The 19,527-nt window shown below is 36.6% G+C and carries 23 protein-coding genes; 10 read left to right on the plus strand and 13 right to left on the minus strand.

Annotated elements, in window-relative coordinates; all coding sequences use genetic code 11:
* From HWQ49_RS02125 to HWQ49_RS02150, 6 genes are all read left to right on the plus strand, one after another.
* Positions 1 to 213, plus strand: coding sequence for an acetyl-CoA carboxylase biotin carboxyl carrier protein subunit (locus tag HWQ49_RS02125; RefSeq protein ID WP_188205918.1), 213 nt, complete (start codon positions 1 to 3; stop codon positions 211 to 213).
* 21 nt (positions 214 to 234) lie between these two features.
* Complete coding sequence (locus HWQ49_RS02130) at positions 235 to 1,134, plus strand: hydroxymethylglutaryl-CoA lyase (protein WP_188205919.1); 900 nt, start codon at positions 235 to 237, stop codon at positions 1,132 to 1,134.
* A 12-nt stretch (positions 1,135 to 1,146) separates the two neighbouring features.
* The gene (locus HWQ49_RS02135; RefSeq protein WP_188205920.1) at positions 1,147 to 1,926 is read left to right on the plus strand and encodes an enoyl-CoA hydratase; all 780 of its coding nucleotides are present in this window, start codon (positions 1,147 to 1,149) and stop codon (positions 1,924 to 1,926) included.
* Positions 1,927 to 1,930: 4 nt separating this feature from the next.
* Entirely contained in the window at positions 1,931 to 3,472 is a 1,542-nt protein-coding gene (locus HWQ49_RS02140) for an acyl-CoA carboxylase subunit beta (RefSeq protein ID WP_188205921.1), read from the plus strand.
* Positions 3,473 to 3,543: 71 nt separating this feature from the next.
* Positions 3,544 to 4,005 (plus strand): NUDIX hydrolase, encoded by a 462-nt coding sequence (locus HWQ49_RS02145; RefSeq protein WP_188205922.1) that lies wholly within the window; start codon positions 3,544 to 3,546, stop codon positions 4,003 to 4,005.
* A gap of 115 nt (positions 4,006 to 4,120) precedes the next feature.
* Complete coding sequence (locus tag HWQ49_RS02150; RefSeq protein ID WP_188205923.1) at positions 4,121 to 4,378, plus strand: hypothetical protein; 258 nt, start codon at positions 4,121 to 4,123, stop codon at positions 4,376 to 4,378.
* 40 nt (positions 4,379 to 4,418) lie between these two features.
* Here HWQ49_RS02150 and HWQ49_RS02155 read toward each other — a convergent pair whose 3' ends face one another.
* A complete protein-coding gene (locus tag HWQ49_RS02155; protein ID WP_188206506.1) occupies positions 4,419 to 6,302 on the minus strand; it encodes an AMP-binding protein in 1,884 nt (627 codons plus the stop codon).
* Between the two features lie 206 nt (positions 6,303 to 6,508).
* On the opposite strand from HWQ49_RS02155, the gene HWQ49_RS02160 reads away from it, so the two are divergent.
* Positions 6,509 to 6,703 carry a hypothetical protein gene (locus tag HWQ49_RS02160; protein WP_188205924.1) on the plus strand — a complete coding sequence of 65 codons (195 nt, stop codon included), beginning with the start codon at positions 6,509 to 6,511 and terminating at the stop codon, positions 6,701 to 6,703.
* A 281-nt stretch (positions 6,704 to 6,984) separates the two neighbouring features.
* On the opposite strand, the gene HWQ49_RS02165 is transcribed toward HWQ49_RS02160, so the two are convergent.
* The 3 genes from HWQ49_RS02165 to fni all read right to left on the minus strand — a co-directional run bounded on the left by HWQ49_RS02165 (position 6,985) and on the right by fni (position 9,059).
* Positions 6,985 to 7,620, minus strand: a complete 636-nt coding sequence (locus tag HWQ49_RS02165) for an FMN-dependent NADH-azoreductase (RefSeq protein ID WP_188205925.1) — start codon at positions 7,618 to 7,620, stop codon at positions 6,985 to 6,987.
* A 176-nt stretch (positions 7,621 to 7,796) separates the two neighbouring features.
* A complete protein-coding gene (locus HWQ49_RS02170; protein WP_188205926.1) occupies positions 7,797 to 7,943 on the minus strand; it encodes a hypothetical protein in 147 nt (48 codons plus the stop codon).
* An 84-nt stretch (positions 7,944 to 8,027) separates the two neighbouring features.
* Positions 8,028 to 9,059, minus strand: coding sequence for a type 2 isopentenyl-diphosphate Delta-isomerase (fni, locus tag HWQ49_RS02175; RefSeq protein ID WP_188205927.1), 1,032 nt, complete (start codon positions 9,057 to 9,059; stop codon positions 8,028 to 8,030).
* A gap of 464 nt (positions 9,060 to 9,523) precedes the next feature.
* On the opposite strand from fni, the gene HWQ49_RS02180 reads away from it, so the two are divergent.
* Positions 9,524 to 10,504, plus strand: a complete 981-nt coding sequence (locus HWQ49_RS02180) for an IS1595 family transposase (protein WP_188205928.1) — start codon at positions 9,524 to 9,526, stop codon at positions 10,502 to 10,504.
* Between the two features lie 560 nt (positions 10,505 to 11,064).
* Here HWQ49_RS02180 and HWQ49_RS02185 read toward each other — a convergent pair.
* From HWQ49_RS02185 to HWQ49_RS02195, 3 genes are all read right to left on the minus strand, one after another.
* A complete protein-coding gene (locus HWQ49_RS02185; RefSeq protein ID WP_188205929.1) occupies positions 11,065 to 11,709 on the minus strand; it encodes a glycoside hydrolase domain-containing protein in 645 nt (214 codons plus the stop codon).
* A 93-nt stretch (positions 11,710 to 11,802) separates the two neighbouring features.
* Positions 11,803 to 12,351, minus strand: a complete 549-nt coding sequence (locus HWQ49_RS02190; protein ID WP_188205930.1) for a flavodoxin family protein — start codon at positions 12,349 to 12,351, stop codon at positions 11,803 to 11,805.
* 82 nt (positions 12,352 to 12,433) lie between these two features.
* Positions 12,434 to 13,036 carry a hypothetical protein gene (locus tag HWQ49_RS02195; protein WP_188205931.1) on the minus strand — a complete coding sequence of 201 codons (603 nt, stop codon included), beginning with the start codon at positions 13,034 to 13,036 and terminating at the stop codon, positions 12,434 to 12,436.
* A gap of 305 nt (positions 13,037 to 13,341) precedes the next feature.
* Here HWQ49_RS02195 and HWQ49_RS02200 point away from each other — a divergent pair, with 305 nt between their 5' ends.
* The gene (locus tag HWQ49_RS02200; RefSeq protein ID WP_188205932.1) at positions 13,342 to 13,446 is read left to right on the plus strand and encodes a YjcZ family sporulation protein; all 105 of its coding nucleotides are present in this window, start codon (positions 13,342 to 13,344) and stop codon (positions 13,444 to 13,446) included.
* A gap of 55 nt (positions 13,447 to 13,501) precedes the next feature.
* Here the strand turns inward: HWQ49_RS02200 and HWQ49_RS02205 are convergent, their stop codons facing one another.
* The 6 genes from HWQ49_RS02205 to HWQ49_RS02230 all read right to left on the minus strand — a co-directional run bounded on the left by HWQ49_RS02205 (position 13,502) and on the right by HWQ49_RS02230 (position 18,970).
* Positions 13,502 to 14,503: an LLM class flavin-dependent oxidoreductase gene (locus tag HWQ49_RS02205; protein WP_188205933.1), complete on the minus strand. Its 1,002-nt coding sequence runs from the start codon at positions 14,501 to 14,503 to the stop codon at positions 13,502 to 13,504.
* Between the two features lie 95 nt (positions 14,504 to 14,598).
* Complete coding sequence (locus tag HWQ49_RS02210; protein ID WP_188205934.1) at positions 14,599 to 15,297, minus strand: DUF421 domain-containing protein; 699 nt, start codon at positions 15,295 to 15,297, stop codon at positions 14,599 to 14,601.
* A 29-nt stretch (positions 15,298 to 15,326) separates the two neighbouring features.
* On the minus strand, positions 15,327 to 16,388 hold the full coding sequence (locus HWQ49_RS02215) for an LLM class flavin-dependent oxidoreductase (protein WP_188205935.1): 1,062 nt from the start codon (positions 16,386 to 16,388) through the stop codon (positions 15,327 to 15,329).
* 96 nt (positions 16,389 to 16,484) lie between these two features.
* Positions 16,485 to 17,372 (minus strand): SDR family oxidoreductase, encoded by an 888-nt coding sequence (locus tag HWQ49_RS02220; RefSeq protein ID WP_188205936.1) that lies wholly within the window; start codon positions 17,370 to 17,372, stop codon positions 16,485 to 16,487.
* 60 nt (positions 17,373 to 17,432) lie between these two features.
* A complete protein-coding gene (locus HWQ49_RS02225; RefSeq protein ID WP_188205937.1) occupies positions 17,433 to 17,807 on the minus strand; it encodes a DUF1360 domain-containing protein in 375 nt (124 codons plus the stop codon).
* Positions 17,808 to 17,932: 125 nt separating this feature from the next.
* Positions 17,933 to 18,970, minus strand: coding sequence for a multicopper oxidase domain-containing protein (locus tag HWQ49_RS02230; RefSeq protein WP_188205938.1), 1,038 nt, complete (start codon positions 18,968 to 18,970; stop codon positions 17,933 to 17,935).
* A 254-nt stretch (positions 18,971 to 19,224) separates the two neighbouring features.
* Here HWQ49_RS02230 and HWQ49_RS02235 point away from each other — a divergent pair, with 254 nt between their 5' ends.
* Positions 19,225 to 19,479, plus strand: coding sequence for a DUF1292 domain-containing protein (locus HWQ49_RS02235; protein ID WP_188205939.1), 255 nt, complete (start codon positions 19,225 to 19,227; stop codon positions 19,477 to 19,479).
* The last annotated feature ends 48 nt before the right edge of the window (positions 19,480 to 19,527 follow it).

Genomic DNA, 19,527 nt, shown 5'->3' on the forward strand with positions numbered 1-19,527 from the left:
ATGACAGAAGTAAAAGCAAGTATGGCAGGAAATGTATGGAAGGTATTGGTGAGCGAAGGGGATCAGGTAGGTTCTAGTGATGATGTAGTTATCTTAGAATCCATGAAGATGGAAATTCCTATTGCAGCTGAAGTATCAGGAACTGTTAAAGAGTTGAAAGTTAAAGAAGAGGATTTTGTCAATGAAGGTGACGTTATCGCCATTGTTGAATAACAATCAAAGGAGTTTTAACTTATGGATTTACCTGAGAATATAACCATAAAAGAAGTAGGTCCTCGTGATGGCTTGCAAAACGAAAAGACTGAAGTACCTACACAAGACAAAATTGATTGGATCAATCAACTCTCAGAGTCAGGGTTATCATATATTGAAATCACATCATTTGTTCATCCTAAATGGATTCCTCAACTTAAGGATGCAGTCGAAGTTGCAAAGTCCATCAACCGTAATGAAGAAGTGACTTATGCAGCTCTAGTCCCTAATATGAAGGGGTTAGAGCGAGCTCTTGAAGCTGATATTGATGAAGTATCCATCTTTATGTCAGCGAGTGAATCACACAACCAAAATAATATTAATAAATCCATTGACCAAACCTATCCAATCCTAAAGGAAGTAGTCAATGAGGCTAGACGGGCTGGGAAAACAGTTCGTGGTTATGTATCAACGGTATTCGGGTGCCCATATGAAGGGAAAGTAGACGAAAAGCAAGTGATCAAAGTTTGCCATAATCTATTAGAGATGGGTATCGATGAATTATCTATAGGGGATACGATAGGCGTTGCTAACCCTATTCAAGTGGATTATTTATTAAGAAAACTAGAACGTTATTTCCCTAAAGATCAATTAGCTCTGCACTTTCACGATACAAGAGGAATGGCTCTTGCTAACACATTAGCAGCCTTACAGTTAGGGTATCACACCTTTGACAGCTCATTAGGAGGTTTGGGTGGATGTCCTTATGCCAAAGGAGCTTCCGGTAACGTGGCGACTGACGATTTGGTGCATATGCTTAACGAGATGGGAATTCACCATCAAATCGATTTAGATAAACTGATCGAAGCAGCGTCGCTTATTCAGTCGAAGGTCAATAAGCCACTACCAAGTAAACAGATGGAGATCTTTAGGAATCAGTAAAGGGGTGTTGGTTTGAGTACAGTCAATCTATCAATTGCTGATAACTATATAGCAAAACTTTCTCTTAATCGTCCTGAAGCGGCAAATGCGTTATCTACACAGTTGTTAAACGATTTTAATGATCAATTAAGTATCATTGAACAAAACACTGATATAAGAGCTGTGATCATAACAGCTGAAGGTGATAAGGCGTTTTGTGCTGGAGCAGATTTAAAAGAAAGACGTCATATGACAGAAGATGAAGTAGTTAAAACTGTAGGTAAAATTGGTCAAACCGTTTCAAGAGTGGAACAATTAAGTACACCGACAATTGCTGCCATTAATGGAGCAGCGTTCGGTGGTGGGTTAGAGTTGAGCCTCGCTTGTGATATTCGAATTGCTAGTGACCAAGCAAAAATGGGACTGACAGAAACTTCTCTTGCGATCATCCCGGGTGCAGGTGGGACTCAAAGGTTAGCTCGTTTAATAGGTTTAGCCAAGGCAAAATATTATATTTTAACCGCTAAACGATTTGATAGTTTTGAAGGTAAAGAAATCGGATTGATCGAAGAAGTGATAGAACTAAATAAACTAGAAGAAAAAGCCTTAAATATCGCTAGGGAAATTGCTTCAAATGGGCCTGTTGGCGTTAAAATGGCGAAAAAAGCAATAGATCGTGGTTTTGATCATGATCTTGCAACTGGACTATCCATAGAGAAGGAGTGCTATATGACAACCATCCCAACTAGCGATCGTCTTGAGGCTTTACAGGCATTTAAAGAAAAAAGAAAGCCTAATTTTAAAGGGAGGTAAGGATATGGTTAAACAGATGACACCTGAAGAGCAACACCAAGACATACAAGAACGCATCGAAAAAGGTGGAGCTCAGAAATATCATGAAAAAAATGCTGAAAAAGGTAAAATGTTCGTACGTGATCGTCTGAACATGTTATTAGATGATGACTTAGATGTTGAAGATGCATTCTTTGCTAATTGTATGGATGAATCTTTACCTGCTGACGGCGTCGTAACCGGATTAGGTAAAATTAATGGTGATACCGTCGCTATTATGGCAAATGACTCTACAGTCAAAGCAGGGTCGTGGGGAGCAAGAACAGTAGAAAAAATTATTCGCATCCAAGAAACAGCGCTAAAGCTAGAAGTCCCAATGCTTTATTTAGTTGATTCAGCTGGTGCAAGAATTACAGACCAAATCGAGATGTTCCCAAACAGACGAGGTGCTGGACGCATATTCCATAACCAAGTTAAAATGTCTGGTCGTGTTCCGCAAATCTGCTTATTATTTGGCCCTTCGGCAGCCGGTGGAGCTTACATACCAGCCTTTTGTGATATTGTTGTCATGGTTGATGGCAATGCATCTATGTATCTCGGATCTCCACGAATGGCTGAAAAGGTAATTGGAGAAAAAGTAAGCTTAGAAGAAATGGGAGGAGCAAAGATGCACTGCTCCGTTTCAGGAGTAGGTGATGTACTCGTTAATAGTGAACAAGAGGCCATCGAATACGCACAAAAGTACTTAACCTACTTTCCCCAAAACTTTAGATCACAACCACCGGAGAATCAAACGATGGAACCAGAGGAGTTTGAAAAAACGATAGGTGATTTGATTCCGGAAAACCAAAACGCTCCGTTTGATATGTATCAATTAATCAATCGTTTGATTGATAAAGACTCCTTCTGCGAAATTAAACGCGAATTCGCTAAAGAATTAATTACCGGTTTAGCGAGAATAGACGGTAAGTCAGTAGGAATTATTGCTAATCAACCTAGAATGAAAGGTGGCGTTTTATTCCACGATTCTGCTGATAAGGCAGCTAAATTCATTCAATTGTGTGATGCCTTTAACATTCCATTAGTATTCCTTGCAGATATTCCAGGATTTATGATCGGGACGAAGGTTGAGCGTGCTGGTATTATCCGTCACGGAGCGAAAATGATCTCAGCTATGAGTGAGGTCACTGTCCCTAAGATATGTGTCGTCGTTCGTAAAGCTTATGGGGCAGGTTTATATGCCATGGCTGGACCAGCTTTTGATCCTGATGTCACCATTGCATTACCAACTGCCCAAATTGCGGTTATGGGACCAGAAGCTGCGGTAAATGCTGTTTATGCAAATAAAATCGCAGAGCTACCAGAAGAAGAACGTCCAGCGTTTATTAAAGAAAAGCAAGAGGAATATAAAGAGAACATTGATATTTATCGGTTAGCATCCGAAATGATTGTGGATGATATTGTACAACCGAATGATCTTAGAAACGTTCTTAAGCAACGCTTAGATGTTTACCAGTCTAAGAATCTGACATTTACAGAAAGAAAACATGGGGTATATCCAGTTTAATAGATCAAAAGCATGACTATTACTTAGTCATGCTTTTGTTACATTACAACCCTAACAAATAGGAGGATTTAATGGAGTACGTTCAAGAACTAAGAAAATTAGTTGGACACCGACCTTTGATTCTACCCGGTTCGGTTGTCATTATTCTGAATAAAAATAATCAAATCTTATTGCAACACCGTCGTGAGGGGGAATGGGGCTTACCTGGAGGAATTATGGAACTTGCTGAAAGTTTAGAAGAAACAGCCAGAAGGGAAGTGAAAGAAGAAACCGGCTTAACGATTGGTCACTTAAAATTATTAAACGTATTTTCAGGAGCTGAGTATTATTTAAAAGTAGCAAATGGAGATGAATTATATTCTGTTACTGCCGTTTATATCACTTGTGATGTCAAAGGCAAATTGGACATAGACTATAGTGAATCCATAAAATTTGATTACTTTGATATAGACGAATTACCTAAAGGACTAGCTCAAAGTTATTATAATTATATCCAACCATACAAAGATGTCATAAGAACCTACCGTCAATAGAATGACTATATTTATATTATGTTAACCTATGATTAAATAACTCTATAGAGATTCCTATATTAACATTATGTAAACCTAAGTTTTGTTCACCACGAATACTGAGGAGGAGGAGCCTATGTTTTTCATCGTGATCATCGCTATATTTATTGGGGTGTCCATTGGATTAAAGTTGCTTCAAAGTAAGCATAATTTAACGAAAGATTATAACCTCTGGATTTTCAGTTCGCTCATCATCGTTTCACTCATTTCTATCATAATAGGAGAGTTCATTTTAGGTCGTCCAGCATTTGTAGATTATGGCATCATAGTCTTTCTATGTTCATTAGCGAGTCTAATCATTTCTTGGGTTTGGGAAGAACGACAGTCGACATAATGCACAAAACCAGAGGCCTCAAGTAGACCTCTGGTTTTTCTTATGAACTCTTAGCTATGCCTCTAATTTGATCAACAATATGAGGGTTTTCTAATGCGGATAAATCCCCAGCATCTTTATTTAAATAGGCAGCTTTAATCGCTCTTCGCATTACTTTAGCATTACGGGTCTTTGGTAAATCATCAACTATATAAACAGTTCTTGGTGCAATGGCTTTACCTAAACGATTTATAGCATGGTTGACGAGCTCTTCCTTAAGTAATTCTTGTTGTTCTGATTGATCTTTAGTAACCACAAATGCGATTGGTTTCTCACCTTTGACTTCATCAGGAATGCCAATGACACCAGCTTCAACGACAGAATCATGTTCAACAAATATTGACTCTAATTCAGCAGGACCAAGTCGTTTACCTGCAACATTCAACGTATCATCTGAACGTCCGGTAATTGTATAAAAACCTTCGTCATCATGAATGACCCAGTCTCCATGAACCCAAGTATCTTTAAAACGACTCCAATATGTGTTTTCATACCGTTCATTTTCTTGGTAAAATCCATTAGTCATACCGACCCATGGTTGTTTTAAGACCAGTTCACCTACTTCATTTCTAACAGAATTCCCATCAGAATCGTAAACATCGACATCCATACCAGGTAACGCAGCATTAAAACCAACAGGAGCAATTGGTTTGACAAGAACATTACCAAAAATTCCACCTGAAATCTCTGTACCACCGGAGTAATTGAAAATTGGGATCTTCTTTTGGCATACCTTATCAAATAACCACATCCAAGGTTCTTCATTCCAAGGTTCTCCTGTTGAGCCAATTAGTTTTAATGATGACAAATCATGTTGAGTCACATAACGTTCATCCAACGTCATTAGGGTTCTAATTAATGTTGGAGCAATACCTAGATGGGTTACTTGATGCTTCTCAACAATCTCCCAAATCCGATTTGCCTGAGGGTAGGTAGGGGTGCCCTCAAACATTAAAATCGTTGCGCCATTTAAAAGACCACCATAGACCAAAAACGGCCCCATCATCCAGCCCATATCCGTGTACCAAAATAACGTATCACCTGGGTAAACATCCATTGTAATACCTGCATCAAAGGCTGATTTTAATGGAAATCCATTATGAGTATGTAGCGCACCCTTAGGCTTACCCGTTGTTCCAGAAGTGTAAATAATCATGTAAGGATCATTACCGTTAGTTTGAACAGTTTCAAATGAAGCACTCTTTGAAACTAGTTCATCCCACAAAACATCTTGTTGATTATTCCAAGTAACGTTAGCACCTGTATGTTTAACCATAAATACTTTCTCAATAGAAGGAGAATCTTTAACTGCCAACGATGCTTCATCTTTAAGGTTGACCGTTTTACCACCACGGTTAAAACCATCTGCAGTTATTAGATATTTAGCTTGCGCAGCGTTCATTCGAGTTGAAATAGCTTCCGACTTATAGCCAGAAAAAGCAGGAGAGAAGATTGCACCAATTTTTGAAATAGCCAGCATAGCAATGGTCGTTTCTGGAATCATTGGCATATAAATGGTAAAAATATCTCCTTGTTTGGCCCCTTGTTCAACTAAACCGTTAGCGACACGATTGACTTCATCATCTAATTCTTTAAATGTATAAGTGACTGTTTTTCCTTCATCACTTTCCCAAACCAATGCCGGTTGATTGGCGTAATCTTTGTTTAAAGCCCACTTTTCAACCGCATTGTAAGCAACATTAAGCTTACCATTCACAAACCACTCGGGATACATCACGCCATTCGATAAGTCAACCGGTTGATCATAAGGTTGATACCAACTGATGTCAATCTCTTTAACAGCTTGATCCCAAAAGGAGGAGATATCCTTAATCGTTTTCTCGTGAAAAGAATCATAATCATCAAAACCCATACGTTGCATCATTTGATATAATCGTGTTTCTTTAGAAGCGCTTTCATCTGGAAACCATACTGCTTTTGTCACAAAATCACCTCAGTTAATGTTAAAATTAGATAGAAAATTATAAATTATTAGAGTTATTACTTAAATTATAACTTAGATCAAATGAAGTGAGAAGGTCTTACCAAAAGTTATACTATTATTCTATGAACTATGAAGGGGTGAGATTAATGAACTTCCTAATCATCTTAGTATTTATTTTAGTAATAGGTTATAAAACGATGATCATCTATAGTCAAGGTGATCTCGATACGAATTTTATATGGTTAGCAATTGTATTAGTGCTGTTACTAGCAGATGTTAATAAAATCATAACGTTAGTGGCATTAGTGCTTTTCGTGGTAAATTATAAGCCTCATCAATAGGGAGGTTATTAATTTACACCGTCACAGAGGGTGTTTGAACGATAATTTCAAGATTTAAGTATAACTTATTTCTACTATATAACTTGGTATAATAAATATTATGTAAACCTATACAAAAAACAAATATACAAAACTTTATTTATAGGTTTAAAAAAACGCATAGAAGTTGCCCGAACTTCCATGCGTCTATTATTATTCCTTTAAATTAAAGCTTTAGTGTTTGTGTTTATGATTAAAGCTTGCGAACTTATTATCTAATACTTATTTAAATTATAATTATTTTAAAATTTGAGCGCCAATTCCTTAGCATTTTGAATTGCGTTTTCTTTAATATCATTTGCTTGATCAGCCATTGCATTATGGCCTTCTACAAATAATCCTTCAAATGAAGGAATTCCATAAAACTGCATCATAACATTCAAGTAGCGATGGCCCATTTCCATCGCCGCAGCTGGACCTTCAGAATAAACCCCACCACGCGCTTGGATGTGCAAAGCTTTCTTATCAGTTAATAGACCAATTGGCCCTTCTTCAGTATATTTAAATGTTTTTCCCGCCACGGAAACTGCGTCAATATACGCTTTTAATACCGGTGGGAAAGAAAAATTCCATAATGGAGTTACAAATACATATTTATCTGCACTAATAAATTGCTCACTAAGTTCAGAAAGCCTACCAACTTTAGTTTTTTCTTCTTCAGTCAGTTCATCAAAACCTTTTCCTGATTTCAATTTTCCCCAACCACTGAATATATCCGCATCAATTTGAGGGATATATTCCTTATATAAATCGAAATTAATGATGTCATGATCGGAGTTTTTCTCCTTATACGCATCGATAAATGCCTTTCCGACCGCCATACTATAAGACTGAGTGTCGTCATGTGGGTGTGCTGTGATGTATAATACTTTTGTCATGTTTACTCCCTTTCTTTCTTATCTCTTAATTTGTGAAGATAATCATAATAATGTAATTTAAACACTAGCCCATTTTAATTTAAGTTATAAATGTTTTTCAACTAATATAGCTTAAAAAAATAAGAATGCCTAATTGTTAGACATTCCTTGTCACATAACTTTTTATTTTAAAGTCCTCATTTTTTAGGATTGTTATTGTATGGATTTGCACTAATGTTTTTCCTGATAGCTTTCGTCACTTTTAAAGACTCTTTTGATAATGCTTCTTTTATTTCATAATTAAATTGGCCACTACCATCATAATATATTGGTTTGGATTCCATTAGCATCCCTCCTATTTCGTTACAGTTATTATGTTACTCTATATTTTCAAAAATTGATAGTATTTATTTGAAAATTTAAACAATTTATTTAATCAACTTTACTCGATTCGTTTTTTTTAAGTCTTTAATCGTTTTTGCTCCGATTCCGAACATGGCCATACGCAATTCTAGTTCTTTAATTTCCATGACTTGTAGTACGTCATCAACCGAATGGGTGGCAGCTTTTAAAATCGATTTGGCAAAACCAACGGTATCTGCCCCGAGTGCAATGGCCTTTGCTGCATCAACTCCTGTATTCATACCACCACTAGCAATTAGTGGCATTGTTTTTAGTTCTTGGTTGATCGAAGTAATACAGTCTACCGTTGGGTTGCCCCACTCAGAAAAGGCCTCAGCTGCTGTCTTTTTAATAATTTCTTGTGACCGTAGTTTTTCAACTTGGCTCCAAGAAGTCCCACCAGCACCTGCCGTATCAATGTAACTTACTCCGACATTGTAAAGCTTCTTCGCAACAGAAGAATCAATTCCCCAACCTACTTCTTTAACTCCTACGGGAACATCTAAGTTTCTGGTTAAACCCTCAATCTTATTAAGCAAATCTTTAAAGTTCGTATTTCCTTCTTGCTGAACGACTTCTTGAATACTATTTAGATGTAAAACTAACGAATTAGCTTCAGTAATTTCGATAATTTGCTTACACTCATCTACACCGAATCCATAATTAAGCTGAATGGCTCCTAAATTAGCGATGATTGGAATAGTGGGGGCATATGTTCTTAATTGAAAAGACGCATGGTGTTCTTTGCTTTCTATAAGAGCACGTGTTGAGCCTAACGCGAGTATCCACCCTTTTTCTTCAGCAGCAACCGCTAAATTTTTATTAATCGTTTCAGCCATTGCTGCACCACCAGTCATGGAACTGATCATAAACGGTGTCTTCAATTTATAATCTAAAAACTGAGTGCTAACTTCTATTTCTTCAAAATCAATTTCAGGCAGTGCATTATGTATTAGCTTGACTTTCTCAAGCCCTGTGGTCATATTTGTACCGGTAACTTCTTCGTTAAGGACAATTTGGATGTGATCGGATTTTCTTTTATTAATCGAGTCTGCCATTCTCTATCCACCTACCGTTTCAGAGTCTAACAATAATATTTAATTAGAATTTATTCTGCCCATATAGATTAAGTGTATGAGGTCTTATGTAATAAATAGCAGTTGTTAACTTTAGTGGATTTTATCATAATTTGCGCTTACCCAGGAAATATTCTGATCAAAACTGACCCTACCAGTCAACTTGAACCCCCAGATAATAATACACCGTCCCACTTGAAAACTCTGCAAATACTTTGTAGTTATTTACGCCCTTTTTTCCAGGTGCTTTAAATTTATGATCATTTACGTCTATTTTTATTTATTCTGATTGAAATTAAATACGATAATAGTAATTGCTGTCATAGCTATCAGTACTAGTAATCAAAACTTATTCAACGACCTCTCCCCCTCTACTAATCAATTATCACACAATTTCCCGAACGAATGTTCTGTAATGAAATCAAATATTTAGAGGTGGTAACAGAATGAGAGCCTTAGAAATAGTAAAGCAAATTCAAGAACTGAATCCAGCCGAAAAACATCGCGTAAGGGAATACTTGATTAAAAATCTTACTGCCTCTTCGATGTCTGGCGATTTTCTTGAGGAAATTGCAGAGCGTAAACACAAAGAAGGATATGAATGTCCTGAATGTGCATCAGAACACGTCGTTCGTTTTGGTAAGTACACAACGCTTGTTGGAGGCCAAGAAGTGACAAAGCAACGCTACCATTGTAAATCTTGCCGAAAGACATTCACAGACCTAACTAACACGGTTCTTTACCGCACTCTGTATTTAGATAAATGGATTAAGTTTATCGAATGTATGATTGAGGGTTATTCCTTAAGGAAATCAGCCTCGCTGATTAAGGGTGTTACCCACATCACTTTATTCTACTGGAGACACAAACTATTAACGTCTCTCAAACAAATAGAAGTATCAACGTTTCAAGGTATCATCGAAATGGATGAGACCTATTTCTTGTACTCTGAAAAAGGGAAAAAGAATATCAAAGGACGAAAATCACGTAAGCGTGGTGGTTCCGCAAAGAAGCGTGGCATTAGCAAAGAACAAGTATGTGTGTTGGTCGCCAGAGACCGCGATAAATTAACCTTTTCTCGAACATTAGGAATGGGAAGGTTAACAAAAGAACAATTATATGATGCTATCGGACAAAAAATATCTAAAGAGAATATTTTGTGTACGGATGCTTGGCGTGCCTTCAAAACCTATGCGACTGAAAAAGGAATGGAGATTTATCAATTCAAATCAGATGGTAAAATAAGAACTAAAGGATTCTATCATATTCAGAACGTTAATAACTATCATCGCAGACTAAAGGGTTGGATACAGCGTTTTAATGGTGTGGCGACTAAGTATTTGGATAATTACTTAGCGTGGTTCCAAACTTTAGAAAGCATCAAACACCAACGAAATGAAGTCACTATTAACGATTTCTTAATTTAAAGGAATATAATACCAAATTTAGAAACTTAGTGATACACTTAGATTAAAGAAATATATTTAATATTCGAAATATTAATTAGTTTAAAGGGGGACTTTTTTTGTTGCATATAGCTTATCAAATTCTAAGAATATTTATTTTTGTTACATTTATTCCTTCATTGTATAGAATAAATCTCGGGGTACTTTACTTACTTGAAACTATAATAATTGCTTTATCCATTATCGTAATAATAACTTTAAAAGGACACAAACAAGTAAATAGTTTAATGATATTACTGCCGCTTCATATTTTATTGATTCCATTTCAACTTGGCTCAGTCCCTTTATTTTTTCAAACTTTTATATATATACCCCTATTACTATATTTTCTTATGAAATATAAGGAAAACCATCTGGAACCCGAATCTTTTTCAAATGATGGAACTCAGTTAAGTGATTAATCATAAATAAAGGATTTCTCTTTTGAGAAATCCTTACTTTTTTTATAAATCAACAATGAACTTTAACAGAGCCTAAAAATTAAAAGATCGACCTAGAAGCCGACCTTTAATCGCTATTATTTACCAAAGCATATTGTATAGTCGTTCATCAATCAAATTGGTATCAATTGGACATTCATCAGCATCACGGCCGTATTGCCAACCCCAGACATTTGCTTGACATGGAGGTTCTGATGGATTAAATTCTGGTGCATTTCTTCTTGCCGTAACACCTGGTTCAGGTTCAGCACTCCATAAAATAGATTGATTAGCAACTTGTTGGCTTTGCTCGACAGCTTGACAATAGGCTACACTAAAATCGCCTTCATCAGGGTCATGATAAAAGCCAGGCCTGTAACCACTCGTAAACATCATGTCAACATAACCTACGACCCAGTCTGCATCGACTGAGAAGAAATTTTCAATATTGGCGAATAAAGGAGTCTCCTCTGGTATCCCTAACCGCCTAGCATGAAAGATCGCATTGTATGCAGTCACTCTCCCCTGTCTAGTTCCTAATGCCTCTAAGAATTCATTGTATATAGGCATAATTCTAGTATCACTATTATGAAGCAAGTCTATTTCAGCCTGGGTTAATTCTTCAGAGCTTCCTTCAACTCTTGTTAAATACCTTCCCCAGTAATCCGGTTTCCCAAAGTTCTGTAAAACACAGTTATACAATTCTTCAGTAACGTTAGACGCTGAATCTACTCCCCATATACTCATGTGTAAAATCCTTTCTACCTAAATAATTCTTTCTAGATATATGTATATGGTTTCAGCTAAATATTTGGTACACGTATGTACGTTAAAATTTACTCATCCTTTCACCTCAAGATTACTTATCAACTGTTTTGCAGCCAACAGAGCTTTTCGATCACCTTCGATTTCTCCAGGCTTGTTTGCTTGTCCAAGAACATAGCCTGCGAATTCAGCTCCGATAAAGTCAAATATGTACTGAAACTGTTGAATCAGTGATAATCCTTTGATGCTCGGGTTTATCCCACCTACTGCAATAACATACATTTTCTTTTGAGCCATTTGATGTTTGAAATCAGGATATCTATCATCTCTCATGGTTTGTGACCAACGATCGATAAAATTTTTCATTAAACCTGACATTCCAAACCAATATATAGGCGTCGCAAAAACAACTATATCACTTCTTAAGACTTGATCGATGACATCATTATATTCGTCGCCAACCTCTGGAAATCCACTCTCACTATGGCGATAATCAACTACAGGACGAATATCATAATCTCTTAAGTCTATCTTATTATATTCACATTCCATCAGTGCATAGTTGGTCAAGACTTCAGTATTTCCACCTTTCCTAGTCCCTCCGTCAATTACGGTAATGTTCATAAGCTTCCTCCTTTTACTAACATGCTAAAGTAGTCCCATATTAGGGCAAACCACCCTATTAGGGACTACTTCATTATCGGAATCACACGAGTTCTACATTTAAGTTTTCTAATAAGTCAACAACATGTTCATAGGTAACTTCATTTTCTTCATCATAAAATTGAAAATCAGGTACATGGTTGTTTTTAATCATTTGATAAACCTGTTCTAGGTCCCTTTGTATATCCATCATTGCTGTTCGATACTGTTCATGTAAAGGTAAGTCTCTATATTTATTAAATAACTGAATGTCATGATTATGGATGGTTCCTTCAAAATGGGGTGTGTCTGTATGCTGATCATCCAACACTAATGAATTTGTACTAATAAGGCTTTCATCATTATATACTTTAATAATAAGTTCTAATGAATCGGTTACAACTAACTCAGCCCTTCTATTTCTAAGTGAAGCTATAACAAAGATATTACTTTTAGAGAGGTTAAAACCTTTACGCTCAAAGTAATTAGTAAACTCATCCACCGCTTGTTGCACCTTTTTGTATTTTTCTATCGAATAAGAAGGTTTCCGATGTAATTTTTCATAGGCCTTATTTAGTTTCCTGTACCTTTTCTTAAGATCATTTTCAAAACCAATAAGTTCTTTATGAAGACTATCATTCTTGTTAACTTCATCAAAAAAACCCATTAATCCCACCCCCTATTATGATTCAAAATCAAACAGATTCTTCTAGATTAAATACGACATATAGTAAATTAATTCCTTTTCCAATTCAAAAAACTTCATAAAAATTTGACTAAAGACATTCTTAATTCCAATCATTTCATTATATTCAATGATCATCATGTTTATGTTGGACGAGTCTATAACTGTCTAGACGGGAAACAGGCCTTTGATTAGTAATTTATACAAGCTAAACTAAACAAACGCCCTGGCACACAAAATTGTGATACATACATTAGTGGTGTAAACACAAATAAGGAGGAATTCAAATGACTAAAGCTGGATATGGATATGGCGGCGGCTTTGCGTTAGTCGTTGTATTATTCATTTTACTAATTATTATTGGTGCTTCTTGGGGTTATGGTGGTTACTAAGTTTTAAATGTAAAAAAGTAGCCAGTTTTAGATTACTGGCTACTTTTTTTGATCATTAATTTCCATCAACTATATCCTTTAATATTTCGTAGGATCGCTTCTGTTTATTAGGGTCATAAATATAGGAAACAGCCATTAGCTCTTGAACATCATACTTCTCTTGAAATCTTGTTAACTGCTTCTTCACCGTTTCCTTGCTGCCTAGAAGCGTCATGCTCGACATTGAAGTAGCTGCGATCCTTTCTCGCTCTGACCAAAGTCCATCCATACTTTCAACAGGGGGACTTAATGGATTTTGTGAACCTCGAACGACATTTAGAAAGAATTGCTGCATCGTTGTAGATTCAAATTCCGCTTCCTCATCACTTTCAGCAGCTATGACATTCAAACAAACCATCATGTAAGGTGACTCTAGATACTTAGACGGCTGAAATTGCTGACGATAGATAGAGATGGCCTCTTCCATAAATCTCGGTGCAAAATGAGATGCAAATACATAAGGTAAGCCTAATTGTGCAGCTAGGCGAGCAGAGTCTGGTGACGAACCAAGAATATAAATAGGGACTTTTGTATTTACACCAGGATAAGCTTTAACATAGCCTTGCTTATCCTCTGGCCCGAAATACTTTAATAGCTCATTGACGTCATCTGGAAATGCATATACAGAATCATTTTGTGATCTTCTAATTGCACTTGCTGTTAATTGGTCAGTACCAGGGGCCCTTCCTAACCCCAAATCTAAACGATCTGGATAAATTGTTGCCATCGTGCCAAACTGCTCAGCAACAATTAATGGTGAGTGATTAGGTAACATGACTCCACCTGAGCCAATTCGCATATGATTCGTATTCTCTAAAGTATGTTTAATTAAAATAGACGTTGCTGAGCTAACTAACGTTGGCGAATTGTGGTGTTCTGCAATCCAATAGCGTGAATAACCCATATTTTCAGTCGCTTGGGCTAGATCAACCATAGCATCAATTGCTTCTTTTGATCCTTGACCTTTTCTAATTGGAGCAAGATTTAAAACAGAGACTGGAATGTTTGTATTTGCCATGTTAATAATTCCTTTCATGTTGTGAATTCATAATTTATCGTATCAGTTTAGGAAAGATTAACAAACTTAAATGCTTACTATTAATTAGGGCCAATTTAATTAGTCATTCGGTCATCCTTTTTATCAATATATAGTGAACCATCTTGTTGGATCTCCCCGTAAAACACTTGGTCAATCGTTTGAATCCCTTTATTTTCTAACTGTTTTAATAACCATTTGTGGTCCAGGTTTAATCTCTTAAGGTTATTTTTATTTATTAACCCATCAGTAATAACTTCAGTTGCTGCTGGATAAACTTTTTCTTTAATAGCAATATTCAAATCCTCTTTTGTAACAGATTGTCTAAGATCCTTCTTCAACACAGACAATTGACCACTAGTTTCAAAAACCGCATAATCAACATCCTTAATACTGAATACGCCCTTCTGTCTTAATAGCGTAGTAAGAGAGTCTATGTCAAGTCGAGTTGATTGAAGTGAATTCTCCATAATCTTCCCATCCTTGATAACTATGATCGGTTCACCTGTTGTGATTTTCCTAGCTTTTTTCGACTTGATATCAATATATCCCATTAATAAGGTGAAAATAGTCCATCCCATCAAGGCAATAATGCCGTTTCTAATACTAAGACTTGAGTCCACTGCTAAACTAGCTGTAATCGAACCAATTGAAATAGCTGAAACAAAGTTAAAAAACGTCATTTGACTAATTTCTTTTCTTCCCATGATTCTAGCAAGAATGAATAAGATTACGAACGCAACAGTGATTCTAATGATTAATTCGGTAAGTTCCATGACTACCTTCCTTCCTAATTCCCATATACTCATTTAATGGTTAAATCCATTGAGTATATTTTAACCATAATAGGAAGTATTATATATTTGTTATGAGAAAGTGAGAAAGCTTCAGCTATTAATTGATATGAACGAACCTTGGCATCAAAATCGTCAATATGGGTGATGATTAAAAATTCGTCTACTTGATACATGTTAATATATTTGATTAACTGTTCCTTAACCTGTGCAGGTGTACCAATAATCGCCCTCTTTCTATTTTCCTTCATAACATGAATGTCCTCTTCATTTAACGCACGCTGTCTCACCTCATTAATGGATGGAACGACGGTATCCCTTCCCTTTCCAACATTTAATAGCCAGAGGTCTTGGCTGAGTGCAAGCTCTTCTGCTTCGTCTTGTGTATCAGCACAGACCACAAAAATACAGACGTTCGTTTGTGGTTGACTCAAGCCAGTAGATGGTTTAAACCTTTTACGATACTCGTTGATGGCCTTAATCCCTTGATTAGGATTAATGAAATGTCCATATGTAAACCCTATTCCTAGACTTGCTGCATGTTTTGCCGAACGTTCGGATAACCCTAATACCCACATATCAGGCACAGCCTCAACTCTTGGTCCTGCTTTTACCGTTCGATACGGGTGATCCTGATCAAGCGAATTATGTAAAAATCCTTGTAAATCCTTTAATTGTCTCGGAAATGAACCAAGATTTGAGGACTTACCATCTGTCAATGCTAGTCTTACTTTCTCTGGACCTCCTGGTGATCTGCCAATACCCAAATCGATTCTTCCTGGGTAAAATGCAGATAACATTTTAAAATTCTCCGCTACTTTTAGTGGGCTATATTGTGGTAGAAGTACACCACCAGAACCCACTCGTATCTCATTGGTATGTGCGGCAACTTGACCAATCAGCAATTCTGGCGCAGTTGCAGCCAGGCCATTAGTACTATGGTGTTCGGCTATCCAATAGCGATAATAGCCAAGCTGCTCTGTTATTTTGGCTAATTCAACAGTATGATTTAATGCTTCTTGAGCAGTACTTCCCCTTGATATAGGAGATTGGTCGAGTACACTTAATTTCATTGTTGATTCCTCTCATTCATTGATGGTTGTGATTTTTATCTTATCATCTTCTACTACGATCCTTAACTAAAGCGCATAGAATTCAAATCACTTTGATTAACTACTCGTCATAACACCCCCATTGACATGAATAATTTGACCAGTAACATAGTTTGAATCATCACTTGCTAAATAAACATACGCTGGTGCTAACTCATAAGGCTGACCGGCTCTTTTTAAAGGAGTGTTGTATCCAAACGTTTTCATATCCTCTGCAGGAAAACTTGCCGGAATAATCGGTGTCCAAACCGGACCTGGTGCTACACCGTTTACGCGTATACCATAATCAGCTAAGTCTAAAGCTAATGATCGAGTAAATGTAGTATTGGCCCCTTTGGATGTTGAATAATCCAAATTACCCTTCTGGCCCTCATAAGCAACTGCTGAAGTCGTATTAATGATCGAACTCCCTGCTTTTAGATAAGGTAATGCTGCCTTTGATAGGAAAAAATAGGAGTATACATTGGATTGAAATACCCTTTGAAGTTGTTCGGCTGTGATATCTGTTAACATATTTTGAGGATACGCCTCTGCACAGTTATTGACGACAACATCAATCTTTCCAAATGTTGAAAGCGTTTGGCTGACTACATAGTTACTCGTTTCTTCTTGCCCTAGATCCCCAGGTATTGCTATGCAACGTTGGCCTATCTCCTCTATTCGTTGTTTGGTCTGTTCGGCATCTTTATGTTCATTTAAATAAATGATTACAATATTAGCGCCTTCCTTGGCAAACGCATAAGCAGTCGCTCTTCCGATACCACTATCTCCTCCTGAAATAATAGCTACCTTGTCCTTTAATTTTCCCGTTGGTTGAACATAAGGGGATTCTGATATAGGTCTAGGTTCCATTAAATATTCAAGTCCCGGATGGTATTTTTGATGTTGTGCTGGAAACTGAACGGGAATTCTCTCCACCTTTTCAACGTATTCATCCTGATTCATACTCGATCTCCTTTATATATTAGTGTAAGTACTGCTTTACAATATGTGATTCAACTTATTTTATTGACTCTCACGCTTCAAATAATCCACGAGCTTCGTTCCAACTCCGACAAATGTTTCCAGAATTGCTTGCGCTCCTGCAATGGATAGAACAAATATTACTGGGAGCGCAATATTGGGTATAAGTAGATAACCAATCGCAATAAAAATAGCACTCCAAACACCTGCACACCAATAACAATTTAATAAATAGCCGAATTTGGATGTTGGTACCTTCTTGACTTTCTCAAGCCCATAGTCATCTTTAATCTTTTTTCTCTTTAAAAAAGGTTCCCTAATAAATTCGGTTATTTTGTCAAATACAATTAAATGTGTAAATCGATAACTCGCTAATATGATCATTAAATAAGTCATCCAATCAAGTTGTTCTAACATAAGAAAGCTCCTTTTAACTTAGTATTTATTAATTTTTAACTAAACTTAAACTTCATGCACCTTAAACAGAAAAAACACGACCCCAATTGGAATCGTGTTTTTAATAACCTTTCTAGATACTTTAATTATTCAGTTACCTCTAAAAGAGCAGCCGCTCCTTTTTCGACATGGTCAAATTGGTGAGTAACAACTTTGTATGTTCCTGCTTCTTCTACAGTGAATTCAACAACCGCTCCTCCACTAGCTGGGAGTGTCACTGTTTGTAACCCTTTCATATGGTTCTCTGGATTACCATCAATGTAAACGTCATCTAGGACGGTGCCAACAACATGGAATGAACTTATTTCATTTGGTCCCACATTGTTAATATACATTCTAATGGTTTCTCCCACTTTGGCTTGTAATGGCTCATCTTTTAGAGCTTTAGTGGTACCGTTAGTATTAATATCATCTTCATTTAGTGCTTTTGCTGAGAAAACGACTTGTGTTGGCTCTTCATTCATCATTGCATCTAAATCATCATAGGGATACCATTCGTTTTGAATTAACGCAAATTCACGGTCTACCTGATCATCAGTTGGATAACCATCTTCCGGCATAACAATGATCACGCCATGCATCCCGTTAGCTATATGTCTTAATACAGAGTCTGTTCCACAATGATACATAAATACACCAGGACTATCTGCCGTATAGGTGAATGTACCTTCTTCGTTAGGCATCACGTTGGCAAATTTTTTATCCGGTGCCGCTTTAACAGCGTGGAAATCCATGCTATGTGGTACGGCAGGGTCTAAATTTTCTAGTGTGAAATTAATCGTATCACCTTCATTAACTACCACTAATGGGCCAGGTGCTTCCCCATTAAATGTCCAAGCTTTGTAATTAACACCTTTATCGATCTCAATGTCCGTTATTTGTGAAGTCATTTTAATATTGACTTCATCTTCACTTACTCTTTCCATTTCAACAGGAACTGGTTCTTGATTCAACCCTTCGTGAGGTTCAAAGGTATTCGGTTCATCCTGCTCATCAGTTTCTTCAGTTTCACTTTGATTCACATCGTCATTCTTCGCATCATCATTACTTTGAAATCCATAGATACTTACCATAACCACAAGGACAGAGACAGTTAATAATAAAATAAATAGTCCCTTTTTCATCTTGATCCCTCCAACTTAGTTATTAGTAAGAGAAGGAAGTATGCTCCCTTTTCTTACTTTTATCTTAAGAGAGAACAGGGTTTGTATTTGTGAAATAGTTCACAAATTAAGAGCTATTCTTTGTCTAAATAGTGAAATATCTTAAAAAGTGATTTATTCCGTCCGTTTTCGTTTATTTTACGTTTTCTTTCATAATGTTGTTGTCCTAGTAAAGACTATATAAAGATAAATGAACTTATTTAGGAGGAACAAATATGAGTGAGGAACTACGTGACTATATAAGTGTTGAAGATGAAGACGGTAATGAAAGGGAATTTTCAGTAGAAGCTATGTTTGATATGAATGAAGAATCTTACGCATTATTAAAAGATGAGAACGAAATATTCGTCATGAGGGTTGAAGATGAAGGTGATGATCAGTATTTGGTCCCGATTACTGACGATACAGAAAAAGAATCGATACTGGATGCCTATGAGGTGGCTATAGCTACAGAATTGGACGAGGAATAATCGATGGATCGAGAAAAATTAATTGAAACACTCCCTTCTCACATCAAA

The organism is Alkalibacillus aidingensis, from assembly GCF_014595945.1.
Classification (GTDB): Bacteria; Bacillota; Bacilli; order Bacillales; family Alkalibacillaceae; genus Alkalibacillus; species Alkalibacillus aidingensis.

Excerpts from the sequence above, each read along its gene's own strand:
- HWQ49_RS02125 (WP_188205918.1), top strand. The coding sequence starts at position 1 with ATGACAGAAGTAAAAGCAAGTATGGCAGGAAATGTATGGAAGGTATTG.
- HWQ49_RS02130 (WP_188205919.1), top strand. The coding sequence starts at position 235 with ATGGATTTACCTGAGAATATAACCATAAAAGAAGTAGGTCCTCGTGAT.
- HWQ49_RS02140 (WP_188205921.1), top strand. The coding sequence starts at position 1,931 with ATGGTTAAACAGATGACACCTGAAGAGCAACACCAAGACATACAAGAA.
- HWQ49_RS02145 (WP_188205922.1), top strand. The coding sequence starts at position 3,544 with ATGGAGTACGTTCAAGAACTAAGAAAATTAGTTGGACACCGACCTTTG.
- HWQ49_RS02150 (WP_188205923.1), top strand. The coding sequence starts at position 4,121 with ATGTTTTTCATCGTGATCATCGCTATATTTATTGGGGTGTCCATTGGA.
- HWQ49_RS02155 (WP_188206506.1), bottom strand. The coding sequence starts at position 6,302 with ATGATGCAACGTATGGGTTTTGATGATTATGATTCTTTTCACGAGAAA.
- HWQ49_RS02160 (WP_188205924.1), top strand. The coding sequence starts at position 6,509 with ATGAACTTCCTAATCATCTTAGTATTTATTTTAGTAATAGGTTATAAA.
- HWQ49_RS02165 (WP_188205925.1), bottom strand. The coding sequence starts at position 7,620 with ATGACAAAAGTATTATACATCACAGCACACCCACATGACGACACTCAG.
- HWQ49_RS02170 (WP_188205926.1), bottom strand. The coding sequence starts at position 7,943 with ATGGAATCCAAACCAATATATTATGATGGTAGTGGCCAATTTAATTAT.
- fni (WP_188205927.1), bottom strand. The coding sequence starts at position 9,059 with ATGGCAGACTCGATTAATAAAAGAAAATCCGATCACATCCAAATTGTC.
- HWQ49_RS02180 (WP_188205928.1), top strand. The coding sequence starts at position 9,524 with ATGAGAGCCTTAGAAATAGTAAAGCAAATTCAAGAACTGAATCCAGCC.
- HWQ49_RS02185 (WP_188205929.1), bottom strand. The coding sequence starts at position 11,709 with ATGAGTATATGGGGAGTAGATTCAGCGTCTAACGTTACTGAAGAATTG.
- HWQ49_RS02190 (WP_188205930.1), bottom strand. The coding sequence starts at position 12,351 with ATGAACATTACCGTAATTGACGGAGGGACTAGGAAAGGTGGAAATACT.
- HWQ49_RS02195 (WP_188205931.1), bottom strand. The coding sequence starts at position 13,036 with ATGGGTTTTTTTGATGAAGTTAACAAGAATGATAGTCTTCATAAAGAA.
- HWQ49_RS02200 (WP_188205932.1), top strand. The coding sequence starts at position 13,342 with ATGACTAAAGCTGGATATGGATATGGCGGCGGCTTTGCGTTAGTCGTT.
- HWQ49_RS02205 (WP_188205933.1), bottom strand. The coding sequence starts at position 14,503 with ATGGCAAATACAAACATTCCAGTCTCTGTTTTAAATCTTGCTCCAATT.
- HWQ49_RS02210 (WP_188205934.1), bottom strand. The coding sequence starts at position 15,297 with ATGGAACTTACCGAATTAATCATTAGAATCACTGTTGCGTTCGTAATC.
- HWQ49_RS02215 (WP_188205935.1), bottom strand. The coding sequence starts at position 16,388 with ATGAAATTAAGTGTACTCGACCAATCTCCTATATCAAGGGGAAGTACT.
- HWQ49_RS02220 (WP_188205936.1), bottom strand. The coding sequence starts at position 17,372 with ATGAATCAGGATGAATACGTTGAAAAGGTGGAGAGAATTCCCGTTCAG.
- HWQ49_RS02225 (WP_188205937.1), bottom strand. The coding sequence starts at position 17,807 with ATGTTAGAACAACTTGATTGGATGACTTATTTAATGATCATATTAGCG.
- HWQ49_RS02230 (WP_188205938.1), bottom strand. The coding sequence starts at position 18,970 with ATGAAAAAGGGACTATTTATTTTATTATTAACTGTCTCTGTCCTTGTG.
- HWQ49_RS02235 (WP_188205939.1), top strand. The coding sequence starts at position 19,225 with ATGAGTGAGGAACTACGTGACTATATAAGTGTTGAAGATGAAGACGGT.